This is a genomic window from Bradyrhizobium sp. B039 (assembly GCF_038965675.1).
Lineage (GTDB): Bacteria > Pseudomonadota > Alphaproteobacteria > Rhizobiales > Xanthobacteraceae > Bradyrhizobium > Bradyrhizobium diazoefficiens.
Genome location: NZ_CP152416.1, coordinates 3,924,985 through 3,937,752, shown reverse-complemented (window position 1 = coordinate 3,937,752; position 12,768 = coordinate 3,924,985). Strand labels below are relative to the sequence as shown.

Annotated in this window: 12 protein-coding genes; 2 read left to right on the top strand and 10 right to left on the bottom strand. The window is 64.7% G+C overall.

Annotated elements, in window-relative coordinates:
• Nucleotides 1-13 precede the first annotated feature (13 nt).
• From AAFG50_RS18205 to AAFG50_RS18175, 7 genes are all read right to left on the bottom strand, one after another.
• On the bottom strand, nt 14-526 hold the full coding sequence (locus AAFG50_RS18205; RefSeq protein ID WP_011086643.1) for a hypothetical protein: 513 nt from the start codon (nt 524-526) through the stop codon (nt 14-16).
• Nucleotides 527-627: 101 nt separating this feature from the next.
• Entirely contained in the window at nt 628-1,074 is a 447-nt protein-coding gene (locus AAFG50_RS18200; protein ID WP_028170917.1) for a MaoC family dehydratase, read from the bottom strand.
• 379 nt (nt 1,075-1,453) lie between these two features.
• Nucleotides 1,454-1,876 carry a hypothetical protein gene (locus AAFG50_RS18195; protein WP_011086641.1) on the bottom strand — a complete coding sequence of 141 codons (423 nt, stop codon included), beginning with the start codon at nt 1,874-1,876 and terminating at the stop codon, nt 1,454-1,456.
• A 12-nt stretch (nt 1,877-1,888) separates the two neighbouring features.
• Nucleotides 1,889-2,110, bottom strand: coding sequence for a hypothetical protein (locus AAFG50_RS18190; protein WP_008137329.1), 222 nt, complete (start codon nt 2,108-2,110; stop codon nt 1,889-1,891).
• A gap of 198 nt (nt 2,111-2,308) precedes the next feature.
• Nucleotides 2,309-3,121, bottom strand: a complete 813-nt coding sequence (locus tag AAFG50_RS18185) for a lytic murein transglycosylase (RefSeq protein WP_028170916.1) — start codon at nt 3,119-3,121, stop codon at nt 2,309-2,311.
• Nucleotides 3,122-3,257: 136 nt separating this feature from the next.
• Nucleotides 3,258-4,055 (bottom strand): shikimate dehydrogenase, encoded by a 798-nt coding sequence (locus AAFG50_RS18180; RefSeq protein WP_028170915.1) that lies wholly within the window; start codon nt 4,053-4,055, stop codon nt 3,258-3,260.
• A 5-nt stretch (nt 4,056-4,060) separates the two neighbouring features.
• The gene (locus tag AAFG50_RS18175) at nt 4,061-5,920 is read right to left on the bottom strand and encodes an NAD(P)/FAD-dependent oxidoreductase (RefSeq protein ID WP_028170914.1); all 1,860 of its coding nucleotides are present in this window, start codon (nt 5,918-5,920) and stop codon (nt 4,061-4,063) included.
• A 174-nt stretch (nt 5,921-6,094) separates the two neighbouring features.
• Here AAFG50_RS18175 and AAFG50_RS18170 point away from each other — a divergent pair, with 174 nt between their 5' ends.
• Entirely contained in the window at nt 6,095-7,720 is a 1,626-nt protein-coding gene (locus tag AAFG50_RS18170; RefSeq protein ID WP_028170913.1) for a long-chain fatty acid--CoA ligase, read from the top strand.
• 55 nt (nt 7,721-7,775) lie between these two features.
• Nucleotides 7,776-8,987 (top strand): acyl-CoA dehydrogenase family protein, encoded by a 1,212-nt coding sequence (locus tag AAFG50_RS18165; protein WP_028170912.1) that lies wholly within the window; start codon nt 7,776-7,778, stop codon nt 8,985-8,987.
• Nucleotides 8,988-9,653: 666 nt separating this feature from the next.
• Here AAFG50_RS18165 and AAFG50_RS18160 read toward each other — a convergent pair.
• The 3 genes from AAFG50_RS18160 to AAFG50_RS18150 are packed head-to-tail and all read right to left on the bottom strand — an operon-like array spanning nt 9,654 to nt 12,768.
• Complete coding sequence (locus AAFG50_RS18160) at nt 9,654-10,520, bottom strand: HlyD family secretion protein (RefSeq protein WP_011086635.1); 867 nt, start codon at nt 10,518-10,520, stop codon at nt 9,654-9,656.
• Nucleotides 10,517-10,723 (bottom strand): DUF1656 domain-containing protein, encoded by a 207-nt coding sequence (locus AAFG50_RS18155; RefSeq protein WP_028170911.1) that lies wholly within the window; start codon nt 10,721-10,723, stop codon nt 10,517-10,519. Before AAFG50_RS18155 ends, AAFG50_RS18160 begins: the two co-directional genes overlap by 4 nt.
• Nucleotides 10,720-12,768: an FUSC family protein gene (locus AAFG50_RS18150; protein ID WP_028170910.1), complete on the bottom strand. Its 2,049-nt coding sequence runs from the start codon at nt 12,766-12,768 to the stop codon at nt 10,720-10,722. Before AAFG50_RS18150 ends, AAFG50_RS18155 begins: the two co-directional genes overlap by 4 nt.

Genomic DNA, 12,768 nt, shown 5'->3' with positions numbered 1-12,768 from the left:
CGGCCTCTGCGACTTACTTCCGGTTCTCCTCGCAGAATTTCAGCGCGGCGAGCGCCTCGCCGGCGCGCGGGATCTGCATCTCGATGCTGTCCTCGTCATCGTCCTCGAAATCGAGCGTGAGACGCCTGGCCTTGGAGAGGCGATCCATGATCGCCTGGTCGAACTCGAAGATGCCGCGCACGGTGGTCTTGTCCATCACCTCCCACTTCGCCTTCTTCATGATATCGGCGTCATCGGTGGCGACGTCGGCCCGGAGGATCTCGCCGACCTTGTCCCACTCCCAGCCGTCGTAGATCATCACGATCACGATGGCCTTGTCGGAATAGGTGATGACGATGACGTAGTCGCGGTTCTCGTCCTCCTTGTCCTTGTAGCCGCGGCTCGCATTGCAATGCGTATCCTGCGTACGCTTCTCGATGGTCCAGTCGCCGACCTTGGATTGTTGCGCCAGCGCGGGCCTCGAGCTCAAGGCGGCTGCGCTCAAGGCGCCTGCGAGCATTCCGGCGGCGAGAAGGAATCGTCTCATGTCGGCCTCCAGCGTGTTCCCGAGGCCGAGATGACCACCTCTGCCGACGACCCGCAAGGGCTTCAGGCCGCGGGCAAGGCCAGCGGCAGGCGGCTTGCGTCCTAGGCTCGCCGCGGCACGATCGCGATCGGGGTGAAGGTGTAAACCTCCTCGCCGTTCTGGTTGAACATCGTCCATTTCACCAGCGCGATGCCCTGCGGCTTCGACTTCGACGGCGTCAGGCTCATCACTTGGCCGACCAGATGCAGGCGGTCATTGGGCCGCACCGGAATGGTCCAGCGCAGCCCGTCGACGCCCGCGCCGATCAGCGGATGCGGACCGAAGGGCCGGGTCTGGATCGCGAGGTTCATGGCAATCGCGGCGGTGTGCCATCCTGATGCAGCGAGCCCATTGAACAGGGTCCCCTTGGCGGCCTCGTGGTCGAGGTGCATCGGCTGCGGATCGAACTCGGCCGCGAAGCGCTTGATGTCGGCTTCGGTGACCTCGACCTCCGGCGATTTGAACCGCATCCCGATGCTGAGATCGTCGAACCACTCGACCTGCGCCATGATTTTGCCTCGCAAAGCAGGACCGCCCGCGAAGACGCGCGGCCCGAAGGAATTGAACTAAAAGCGCGATGTAGCGGGCCTGCCGCGCACAAACCAGCCCAGGGTTCCCCGCGAAACCCCTTTTCCGGTGCGACGAAACACGCCTGAAACAGATGGCCGGTTATCTGGTTGTCAAAATCATACAGGGACGGCCACCATGCAATTCCTTCTCAATCTGATCCTGGACTATTCCTGCTGCCAAAATCTCGTCGCCCAGCCGCCGCGGGAGGATGAGCTATGATCGAGCTGATCTCCGCCCTCCTCGCCCTTTGCAGCATCGGCGTCTTCGCGGCGCATGCGCTGGATGCCTATCGCACCACGCACTCCTGAGCGCCCTGCGCTAGAACGGCCGCCGGTAAAAATGCTCCGAATGCGTTGCCGGCGGAAACCTGTTGGCGAGCGCCAGCGCTGACTTTTCATCCGTCTCGAGCGCGATCTTCTGCGCGAGCATCACGTCGCCGGGCACGAGGAAGCCTGTCGGGACGAAGCACCATCCCATCGTTGCCATGCCGGCGTCGTCGATTTCGTGGACGTTGGCGGCCGTGCCGTAGTGGATGCGATACCTCTTGCCGGTATCGCAGCCGATCACGTCGAAATACCGGTGCTGCTCGAACTGGGCGCGCTGCGCCGGTGACAGCCAATCGGCCAGAAGCCGACGGCCGCGCGCATCCGGCGTGTTCTCGCCGAAGAAGCGACGGTAGAGTTCGCGCAGCGCATGCAAACGAGCACGCGCTGGCGCGCGGAACCGGAGTGCCGCGAACATGGGCAGCTCAGATCAACCGCCGACCAAGCGGGGATAGAACAGCGTTTCCTGCGCGGTCGGGTCGAACGATTTGATACGGGTCACTTCGCCGGGCCCGGTACGGAAGGCGGCGGTGAAGCCGGCTCCGGTCAGCTCCCGAAAGCGCTGTTCGGCCCGCGCCAGCGCTTCGGCATTGCCAGGATCAAACTCGTGGCGTGTGTCGCCAGTCTGGTCCATCACGATCTGGGTTGCCATGTTGAGTCTCCTCATGCCCAGCCCTGAATCTGATCAAAGCAAACCTCATGCCGTCAGTTCCTGATAGCAACAACTTTCTCGCGCCGGCGCATCACGCCTTGCTGAGCAAGAGCGTTTTCGAGCGAAGTGGATGCCGGTTCGCGTCAAGAAAACGCATCAAAACAAGCATCGAGAGCCCCGTTTGAAACGGGGCTCTCGTCAGCGCGAGGCGGCCGTTCCGCCCTCGTCGATCTGTCGTCCCATCAACGCAATTGCCTTCTGATAGACGCCGGCCGCATTCCAGGCCTCGATCGCGGCGAAATTCGGCTCGCCCGGCTGGTAACCGGCTCCCGCACGCCAGCCATGGGCCTTCAGGAAATTCGCGGTCGAGTTCAACGCATTGGCGGCAACCTCGAGATTGCCGGTGCCATAGGCCAGGATGTTCTTGGGCATGAACTGGGTCTGGCCGACCTCGCCATGCATGGAGCCGCGGGTCGCGCCCGACAGGGTGCCGCGGTCGATCAGCTTCAGCGCGGCATAGAGCTGGTCGGTGAAGAACTCGGGGCGACGGCAGTCATAGGCAAGGGTCGCGATCGACGACAGCATGTTCTGGTTGCCGCGCTGGCTGCCGAAGCCGGTCTCCATGCCCCAGATCGCGATCAGCGGCCCGGGCGGAACGCCGTAGCGCTGCTGGATCGAGGCGAACAGGGCCGCCTGCGACTGCTTGAGCTGCCGCCCCTTGGCGACGATCGTTGTGGCGCCGCGCTTGGCCAGGAACTGGTCGAGCGACAGCGAGAAGCTGCGCTGGCCGCGGTCGGCTGCGATGGTCGCGCTGGCGTAGTTCGTCTGCATCAGGGCCGAGATCGCGGTCGGGCCGATGCCCTTGCCCTGCGCCTCTGCACCGAACTCACGCTTCCAGCCTTCGAACCCGGCCGGCGAGCTGCCGCATTGCGCGGCGTTGGCCGCAGGCAAAGAGAGAAGCAGCGCGGCCGCGCCGATCACCGCCGTCGCCACAATCCTGCCCTTGATCATTGCTCGTTCCTCTCCTTAGGGCGCGACCGGCTCGCGCACGCGCATGATCCTACGTCGGTTGCGATCGCTCAAGTCCCGACAGGACCAATCGATCCAAGCAAAGCTCTTGACACCGGCAAGTCGCGACGTCCGCAAGTCACCCAGCCTCCGCTCCCAGCAGGAAATCCACCATGATGCTCTGGTGCTGCTGATACATGTCGGTACCGGTCCCCGTGACACAGCCGATCTTGCGGGCCGCGGCGATGAAGGGGGAGACTTCGGGCCTGGTGATGACGCAGCCGCAATAGGCGGCTGGCGCAAGGCGCGCGACGTCGACCGGCAGCGGGTCGCCGTCCTTCATCCCGGCGGGCGTCGCATTGGCGACGAAGTCGAAGCCGGCGGGGTCCATGGTGCCGGTCCGCACCGGCGCTTTGCCGAGCCCATTGAGCCTGCCGATCAGCGCGTCGCGGCGCTCGGCCATGCTGTCGTGAATGGCGAGCTCGCCGACGGCGGCCTCGACCAGCGCGAGCGCGATCGCCGAGCCGGCGCCGCCGACCAGAAGGGCGCGCATGCCGCTGGGATCGATCCCCTTTGCCCGCGCCGCGCCGACGAAGCCGAGGCCATCCACCATATCGCCATGCCATGAGCCGTCGGCGCGCCGGCGCATCAGGTTCACGGTGCGCAGGAAGTGCGCCCGATCGGTCGCACTCGTGCAGGCCTGGTAGCAGGCAAATTTGTGCGGGATGGTCACGACGATGCCGTCGAGATTTTTCAACCGCGCCGCCACCGAGAGGAAGTCGGGCAAATCCCCCGGGGCGACCTGAACGGGCACGAGAATGCCGTCGTGCCCCCGTGCGGCGAAGGCGGCTGACACGCCCGCGGGCGAGCGCACCTGCGCGATGGGATCACCGACGATGACGTGGAGACGCGTGGCGCCTGACGGGGCCGGGATCATGCCGCTCACACCGGAACCGGGGCGCCGCCCGCCTCCGCGGCCGTCCCGTAGGTCAATTCCAGTCCATCCAGATTGCCCTCCTTGCGCCACTTGTCGAGCAGCCGCAGGAACGCCACCGGCCCGCGCCAATATTGGCTGTTTCTTGCCGCGATCGGATCGAACACGCCCTCGTTGTTGTAATAGCCGGGCGTGCATTCGGCCAAGTAAGTCTGACGGCCGAGCGCGGCTTTCACGACCTCCTCGACCCAAGCGCTCTCGGCAGCGAGCGTCGGCTCCAGCGTTCTGGCGCCGCGCTTGCGCGCCTGATCGATCACATAGGCGATGTGCTGCGACTGCTCGTCGATGATGTGCGGGAAGTTGGCGCTCTGGCCGGCCTGCACCGTGACGATCAGGAAGCAGTTCGGGAAGCCGCGGCTGTAGAAGCCGTGCATCGTCCTGACGCCGTCGCGCCAGCGCTCGGACAGGCTCATGCCGTCGCGGCCATAGACCTCGAAGCCCATGCGGCGGGCGTAATCGGTGCCGACCTCGAAGCCGCTGGCATAGATCAGGCAGTCGAGCTCATAGGCCTTGCCATCGACGATCACGGCATTCTCCGTGATGCGCTCGACGCCCTGCCCTTTGGTATCGACGAGATGCACGTTGGGGCGATTGAAGGTGTCGAGATATTCGTCGTGGAAGCACGGCCGCTTGCAGAACGCCTTGTACCAGGGCTTGAGCGCGGCCGCGGCCGCCTCGTCCTTCACCACGGCATCGACGCGCGCGCGGATCTCCTCCATCTTGCGGTAGTCGGCCTGCTCGATGACCTTCAACGCCTCCTCCAGCGAGGTCACCGGCTGTGGCTGGCGGCGCGGCGCGAGCAGGATCTCGCCAAGCAGGCCGGTCCAGCCATCCTGGACCAGATCCTGCTCGAACGGCTCGCCCGAGATCACCGCGGTGAAATTGTCCATGCGCTCGCGCTGCCAGCCGGGCCCGAGGCTCTGCGCCCAGCTCTGATCCGTCGGCCGGTCGTCGCGCACGCCGATCGCCGACGGCGTGCGCTGGAAGACATAGAGCTCCTTCGCCGAGCGGCCGAGATGCGGCACGCATTGCACGGCGGTGGCGCCGGTGCCGATGATGCCGACGCGCTTGTCGGCAAGGCCGGCGAGACCGCCTTCAGCCGTACCGCCGGTGTAGGCGTAGTCCCAGCGGCTGGTGTGAAAGCTGTGTCCCCCAAAACTCTCGATGCCGGGAATGCCCGGCAGCTTCGGCCGGCTCAGCGGGCCGCCGGCCAGAATGACGAACCGCGCGCGGATGCGATCGCCGCGATCGGTCTCGACCAGCCAGCGCGCCTCCCGCTCCCGCCATTCCATGCGCGAGATGACGGTCTGAAACAGCGCGCGCTCGTACAGGCCGAAGTGGCGGCCGATGCGGCGGGAGTGTTCGTAAATCTCCGGCGCCCGCGCATATTTGCGCACCGGCATGTAGCCGGTCTCCTCCAGCAGCGGCAGATAGATGTAGCTCTCGGTATCGCAGGCCGCACCGGGGTAGCGATTCCAGTACCAGGTGCCGCCGAAGTCGGCGGCCTTTTCCACGATACGAAAATCCGCGATGCCGGCCTCGCGCAGGCGCGCGCCGCAGAGCAGGCCGCCGAAGCCGCCGCCGACGATGAGCACTTCGGTCGCTTCGCTGACGGCCTCGCGCGCAAATCCGGGATCGGCCCAGGGATCGTCGAGATAGCGGCCGAAATCGCCTGATACCTCGACATATTGCGCCTTGCCCTCGGCGCGCAGACGGCGATCGCGCTCGTCGCGATAGCGCGCGCGAAGTGCGGAAAGATCGACCGTAGGTGCGCCGGCTGCGCCGGTCTTGTGTCTTTCCGCTGACATCCATTTCCTCCACGACAGACGCTGCTTCGCCGGCAGCTCTCCTCACGTTAGCCCTGAAAAAGTGACGCATGCAATCACGTCTGCCGTTTTTTGCGTGAACGGCGCGTGACGTTCCGGTAACCTCGCGCGCAAATCACAAGCGCCATGCAACGACATGGCGATCCGGAGGAAATGATGCAGGGATTGATGATGGACATGCCGCTCCTGATCAGCGGCCTGATCCAGTACGCCGCCGACTATCACGGCGAGGCGGAGATCGTCGCGCGCGAGATCGAGGGCGACATCCATCGCTACACCTATGCGGACGCTCACCCACGCATCAAGCGCATGGCGCTGGCCTTGAAGCGTCTCGGCATGAAGCAAGGCGACCGCGTCGGCACGCTGGCCTGGAATACCCACCGCCATTTCGAGATGTTCTACGCCGCGCCGGGCATGGGCTATGTGCTGCACACCGTCAATCCGCGCCTGTTTCCCGAGCAGCTCGTCTACATCATCAACCACGCCGAAGACCGCCTGCTGTTCGTCGACCGCGCCACGCTGCCGATCGTCGAGGCGATCGCGCCGCAATTGAAGACGATCGAGGCTTACGTCGTGATGTCCTCGCGCGAGCGGATGCCGGAGACGAAGCTTGTAAACGTCCATTGCTACGAGGAGCTTCTCGGACGAGAGAACGACGCCGGCTTCACCTGGCCGGAGTTCGACGAAAAATCCGCCTCCACCATCTGCTACACCTCGGGGACGACGGGAAATCCCAAGGGCGTGATCTATTCGCACCGCGCCGCGATCCTGCAGACCATGACCTGCTGCAATTTCGACTTCCTTCCGGGACACATCGAAGGGGTACGCGAGGTGATGATGCCGATGGCGCCGCTGTTCCACGGCAATGGCTGGAATATGCCGTTCACCGCGCCCTACACCGGCTCGAAGCTGGTGCTGCCCGGCCGCAACTATGAGCCGGACAAGCTGTATGAATTGCTCGAAGGCGAGAAGGTGACGCTGTCGGCGGGAGTGCCGAGCTTCTGGCTGATCCTGCTCGACTGGCTCGGCCGCACCGGCAACAGATTCTCCACCCTGCGTGCAACGCTGTCGTCGGGCTCGGCCCCGCCGCGCGCCATGGTCGAGAAGCTGAAGCGCGACTACAACATCGACTACATCCAGGCCTGGGGCATGACCGAGGCTCTGGGCTGCTCGATGCCGGGCCTGCGTCCCGGCTCGGAGCACCTCAGCGACAAGGAGAAGTTCGACCGCCGACAGGTCTCGGGCCGGGCCTGTTTCGGCACCACCTTGCGCATCGTCGACGACGGCGGCGTTGAGCTGCCGCGCGACGGCAAGACCGTCGGCCACCTGCGCGCCCGTGGTCCCTGGGTCGCCTCGGGCTATATGAAGCTCGACGAAGGCCTCGACCGCGACGGCTGGCTGATCACCGGCGACATGGCCGTGATCGACCCGCAGGGCCACGTCACGCTGACCGACCGCTCCAAGGACGTGATCAAGTCCGGCGGCGAGTGGATCTCCTCGATCCAGCTCGAGGACGTCGCCTTGTCTCATCCCGACGTGCTGCAAGCTGCCGTGGTCGCGATTGCGCATGAGAAGTGGCAGGAGCGCCCCCTGCTCCTCGTGGTTCGCAAGAAGGGCGCGACCGTCGACGGCAAGGCGCTGCTCGACCACATGCGCCCGAAGATCGCGAGCTGGTGGATGCCTGACGCCGTCGAGTTCCTGGACGAATTCCCGATGACCGGCACCGGAAAGGTGCTCAAATCGGCGTTGCGCGAGAAGTTCAGGGAATACCGCGTCGCTTGAAGCGGCACGCGATCACGCTGAAGTCCGCGCCGTCCATCGATCAAGGAGACGTAAGATGCTTTACCCGATGTCGCCCAAAGTCGTCGAGCTCAAGCGCAAGCTCGAAAGCTTCATGGACCGGCACATCTATCCCAATGAGGAACGGTTCTACCGCGAGGCCGAGGAGCTCGGGCCCTGGAAGGTCTATCCCGTCGTCGAAGAACTGAAGCCGCTCGCGCGCGCGGAAGGCCTCTGGAACCTGTTCCTGCCGGAATCGAGCCACGGCGCGGGCCTCACCAATCTCGAATATGCCCCGCTCTGCGAAGTGATGGGCCGTTCGCATCTTGCGCCCGAAGTGTTCAACTGCTCGGCGCCCGACACCGGCAACATGGAGGTGCTGGAGCGCTACGGCACGAAAGAGGACAAGGAGCGCTGGCTGAAGCCGCTGCTCGCGGGTGAGATCCGCTCCTGCTTCGCGATGACCGAGCCTGCGGTCGCCTCGTCCGACGCGACCAACATCGAGAGCTCGATCGTGCGCGACGGCGACCATTACGTCATCAACGGGCGCAAATGGTACACCACCAACGCGACCGACCCGCGCTGCAAGATCTGCATCTTCATGGGCAAGACCGATCCTGACAATCCGGACCGCCACAAGCAGCAATCCATGATCCTGGTGCCGATGGATACATCAGGCATCGAGGTGAAGCGTCCTCTCCCCGTGTTCGGCTTCTACGGCGTGCCCGACCGCGCCTCCGAGGTCGTCTTCACCAATGTGCGGGTCCCGAAGGAGAACATGCTGCTCGGCGAAGGCCGCGGCTTCGAGATCGCGCAGGGGCGCCTCGGCCCCGGCCGCATCCACCACTGCATGCGCCTGATTGGCTTGTCTGAACGCACGCTGGAAAAGATGTGCCGCCGCGTGCGCAGCCGCGTCGCCTTCGGCAAGCCGGTCTCCGAGCAGACAGTGACGCAGGAGCGCATCGCGGAATCCCGCATCATGATCGAACAGGCCCGGCTGCTGACGCTCAACGCCGCCTACGCCATGGACACGGTCGGCAACAAGGTGGCGAAAAGCGAGATCGCGATGATCAAGGTCGCCGTGCCCAACATGGCCTGCCAGGTCATCGACTGGGCGATCCAGGCCCATGGCGGCGGCGGCACCTCGAACGATTTCGGCCTGACTCAGGCCTATGCCACCGCACGTTTGCTGCGCCTTGCTGACGGCCCGGACGAGGTACACAGGAACCAGATCGCACGGTTCGAGCTGAAGAAGTATTCAAATGCCTGAGGGGACGTTGGCCTCAGCAAGCATCGAAGCCAACGCATTGAGATCGGAGTCTAATCGAAGCTTGGCGGCTCATCGATGGATACCGGCACATTCTTCTGCTTCGTAATTGCTTCGAGCATTGCGTTGAAGATTATGATCGGCAGGTAAAACATAAGCATGATCGTATTCCTCCTGCTGTGACAACCTTGGCTCGCGGGGCCAAGTTCCTCAAATTGACACTCGCTGGCCGCGGAACATTCTCTTGGCTTACTTGACTACCGATGAAACCGGGTCTCAAAGAGTATCAGGAACGCATCGCGTCAATCGCATGAGCGATCAACACCATTGCGCTCGCAGCGATGATAAGCACAAGCAACCAACTCACGTCCGCCTCCAACGCTGGAAGTGAACGCGCTCATCCATGCACAGTCAAAAACCATCGGTCTGGAACCGCTATTCAGCGGCTCGCTGATGTTTCGCGGCAACAAGAGCATCCGCAGTCGGCCCTATCGGCAGAATGCCAAAAGGAGCAACGCGCCGACGACGCAGGCTGCTAGGACTAAAAACCAAACGCCCATACGCTCCCCCGACTCACACACGCGAATCAGGATTAGCCCTACGATTTGGCATTGAAACGCTTATTGCCGGCTTTTCCCCAAGCCAGGCGCGATCCATCTGCTCGATGCGCTAGTCCAATACCTCCACCGTCGCGGAGCGACCGGCGACCAGCGACATGTTCTCCGGCACCGGATCGAGCGCGATGCGCACCGGAACACGCTGTGCCAGCCGCACCCAACTGAAGGTCGGGTTAACATTGGCGAGCATGCTGGCTCCCTCGGCGCGGTCGCGGTCCTCGATGCCGGCGGCGATGCTCTCGACGCGGCCTGACAGCGTGACCTTCTCGCCCATCAGGCGGACCCGCACCTTGTCACCGGTGCGGATGCGCGCGAGCTTTGTCTCCTCGAAATAGCCTTCCACATGCAGCGTGTCGGTATCGACCAGCGCCATCACGCCCTTCCCGGCCGTGACGTAGGCGCCGGGGCGCAGGTCCATGTTGGTGATCACACCGTTCACGGAGGCATGGACCTCGCTGCGGTCGAGGTTGAGCTGCGCCAACGCACGATCGGCCACGGCTTGATCGAAGGCCGCCTTGGCCTGGAGCTGGGTGGCGAGAACTTGCTCCTGCTTCTGCTGCGACACCGCGTCGGTCGTCAGCGCGTTGTAACGCTTCAGATCGGCATTGGCCTGATCGAGCGTCGCCTGATGACCCGCAACCGACGCCTCGGCCTGGCGCAGCGCCAGCGCGAAACGTTCGCGGTCGATCCGGAACAGCACGTCGCCGCGGCGGACCTTCTGGTTGTCCTTGACCAGCACCTCGGTCACGAATCCGGACACGTCGGGCGCGACCTGGACCACGTCGGCGCGGACGCGGCCGTCGCGGGTCCAGGGCTGCTCCATGTAGTAGACCCAGAGCTCGCGGCCCACTGCGAGCGCGGCGACGACAACGATGACGGTCAGCGCGAGGCGGCCGAGCCAGGCAAAATTGCCCTTCATGAAAGATACTCCGAGAGGTAGACGACGCCGCCGAGAAGGCAGACGAAGATCGAAAAATCGAACAGCGCACGGTGCCAGACCAGCCGGTAGAGGTCGAAGCGCTGCATGAGCCGGCGCAGAATCGCGCTGAGGACGTAAGCGACAATGATCCACAGCAGCAGCGACGGCACGAGCACGCCGTAGATGTCGATCACATATCTCATGCCGCAACACTTTCTGCGCGCGGCCGATAAGCCGGCGCGTCCGGAAACAAGCCACGCCTGATGCCGACGAGACCTATCAGGGCGTCTTCGCGCGCGCTGTCATTGGGATCCTTCACCGCCTGGGCCAGCGCCCGGTCGACGCTGGTCAGCAGCTCGGCCGGCATTCCGTCGCCGGCGTAGCCGCGACAGGCGACGGCGAGCCGATCGAGCATGTCGTCGATGACGGCAATGGTGGATGCCGCAAGCCCGTAACGCGCGCGGCGCAGGTCGATGATGTTGATCCCGATACGAAGCTGGACGAGGCTGTCGGTATCGCGGCGATCGCTCTCCGACAGAAACGCGATACGCTGCACCAGAAGCCCGAGCCGGTGCAGCATGAGACCCGCAAACTCCGCGCGGTCGCGCTTGCCGCGCCGTTCGGCGGCGACCGCGATCGACTTCCAGTTCGACAGCACCAGGCGATTGGCGATCCATTCCGCGCCGACGCCGCGCGCGATCCGCGTCACGATCTCGGCGACGACGATGCCGACGAAGAAGGCAACGGCGGAATTGGCGTAGGACGCAAAGTCCGCGCTGTAGGTCGACTGGATTGCAAGCAGGGTTGCAGTGTTGGCCGCGAGCGCCGTCCCGGTTCCCGCCGTAGCCGGACGGCCGATCAAGAAGCCGTAGAGCAGAAAGGTCGGCGCGAGTGCGACCACCAGGACCTCGATATGGGAGATCGCAGGGACCACCGCGAACAGATAGACCGCAACGACGACGATGGCGACCAGCGACCACCGACCAAAACTGCGAATGAAGCGCGCGGGCTCGTCTTGCGCGGCGAAGAACGAACATGCGACCGCCGCCATCATCGGCGCCGACGCGCCGTCCGGCCAGCCGGTCCCGATCCAGAACGCGCAGCAGATCAGGATGGCCACGACCGCGCCGGCCGCCGACCACAATGCAAGGCCGCGGTCGCGGTGGCGGACGGGCGCGGCACCGGCCTCGGAATGAAAGGCCAGGTCGATCGTTGCAACATCGCGGTTCTCTGCAATCGCCTCGGTCAGCGCACGGCAATCGCGCGAGAGGTCGACCAGCTCGCGCAACCGCAACAACAGGCTGGTGGTGATGATCCGTTCCCAGTCGGCGCCGTCATCGAGCACCGCCTGCTGCTCCGAGATCGCGGCCCGGATTCGCTCGGCCGGCTGGCGCGCGCCGACATCGCTCGCGATCCATTGCGCGAGATCCTCCAGGAGCCGTTTCAGCCCGGGTTGCCGCCGCAAGGCCTCCTCGCCGAGCGCCGCCAGCCGGTCCTCCAGTGAGGCGATCACCGGCAACAGCGTCAGCATGCGCAGCCGGATTTCACCGAGGCCGGTCACCGCATTGCGATCGGTCAGCCGGTCATAGGCGAGATGGGTGGAGAGCGTGTCGATCTCGACGATGTCGGTCGCCAGCTTGAGGCGCTTGGCGCGATGCGTTTCGCTGGTGCCCTCGCGCAACAGCACGACCTGGCTGAGACGGCGCGCGTCCGCCAGCCAGGCGTCGACCCGGTGAGCCACAGCAGGCGCGACGCTGCGGGGAAATACGATGGTCGAGACCAGGCTGGCACAGATGATACCCAGCGAGATTTCCTCAAGCCTTGCCACCGCAGTGTCAAAGATCGCGCCGGGCTCCGACACCGAGGGAAAGCCGATCAGCGCGACCGTGTATCCGGCCAGCATGAAGACGTAGCTGCGCGGCGTGCCGTCGAGCAGCGAGAGATAAAGACAGAGCCCGACCCAGAGCGCGATGGCGAGGCAGAGGAGTTCCGGCGCATCGATCAGGTTCGGCACCAGCGCGACCGTCATGGCCGCGCCAGCCAGCGTGCCCATCACCCGGAAGAACGCCTTCGAGCTGGTCGCGCCCGCCAGCGGCTGCGAGGTGATGTAGACTGTCGCCATCGCCCAATAGGGCCGCGGCAGGTCCATGGCGAGCGCGATGACGAGCGCCAGCATCGACGCGGCGAACGTCTTCAAAGCGAAAACGTGGTCCGCGTGGCGGACCAGGAACGGCTCGTCTGCGCGCAT

Coding starts and splice junctions, on each gene's coding strand:
- AAFG50_RS18205 (WP_011086643.1), bottom strand. CDS start 526: ATGAGACGATTCCTTCTCGCCGCCGGAATGCTCGCAGGCGCCTTGAGC.
- AAFG50_RS18200 (WP_028170917.1), bottom strand. CDS start 1,074: ATGGCGCAGGTCGAGTGGTTCGACGATCTCAGCATCGGGATGCGGTTC.
- AAFG50_RS18195 (WP_011086641.1), bottom strand. CDS start 1,876: ATGTTCGCGGCACTCCGGTTCCGCGCGCCAGCGCGTGCTCGTTTGCAT.
- AAFG50_RS18190 (WP_008137329.1), bottom strand. CDS start 2,110: ATGGCAACCCAGATCGTGATGGACCAGACTGGCGACACACGCCACGAG.
- AAFG50_RS18185 (WP_028170916.1), bottom strand. CDS start 3,121: ATGATCAAGGGCAGGATTGTGGCGACGGCGGTGATCGGCGCGGCCGCG.
- AAFG50_RS18180 (WP_028170915.1), bottom strand. CDS start 4,055: ATGATCCCGGCCCCGTCAGGCGCCACGCGTCTCCACGTCATCGTCGGT.
- AAFG50_RS18175 (WP_028170914.1), bottom strand. CDS start 5,920: ATGTCAGCGGAAAGACACAAGACCGGCGCAGCCGGCGCACCTACGGTC.
- AAFG50_RS18170 (WP_028170913.1), top strand. CDS start 6,095: ATGCAGGGATTGATGATGGACATGCCGCTCCTGATCAGCGGCCTGATC.
- AAFG50_RS18165 (WP_028170912.1), top strand. CDS start 7,776: ATGCTTTACCCGATGTCGCCCAAAGTCGTCGAGCTCAAGCGCAAGCTC.
- AAFG50_RS18160 (WP_011086635.1), bottom strand. CDS start 10,520: ATGAAGGGCAATTTTGCCTGGCTCGGCCGCCTCGCGCTGACCGTCATC.
- AAFG50_RS18155 (WP_028170911.1), bottom strand. CDS start 10,723: ATGAGATATGTGATCGACATCTACGGCGTGCTCGTGCCGTCGCTGCTG.
- AAFG50_RS18150 (WP_028170910.1), bottom strand. CDS start 12,768: ATGCGCGCAGACGAGCCGTTCCTGGTCCGCCACGCGGACCACGTTTTC.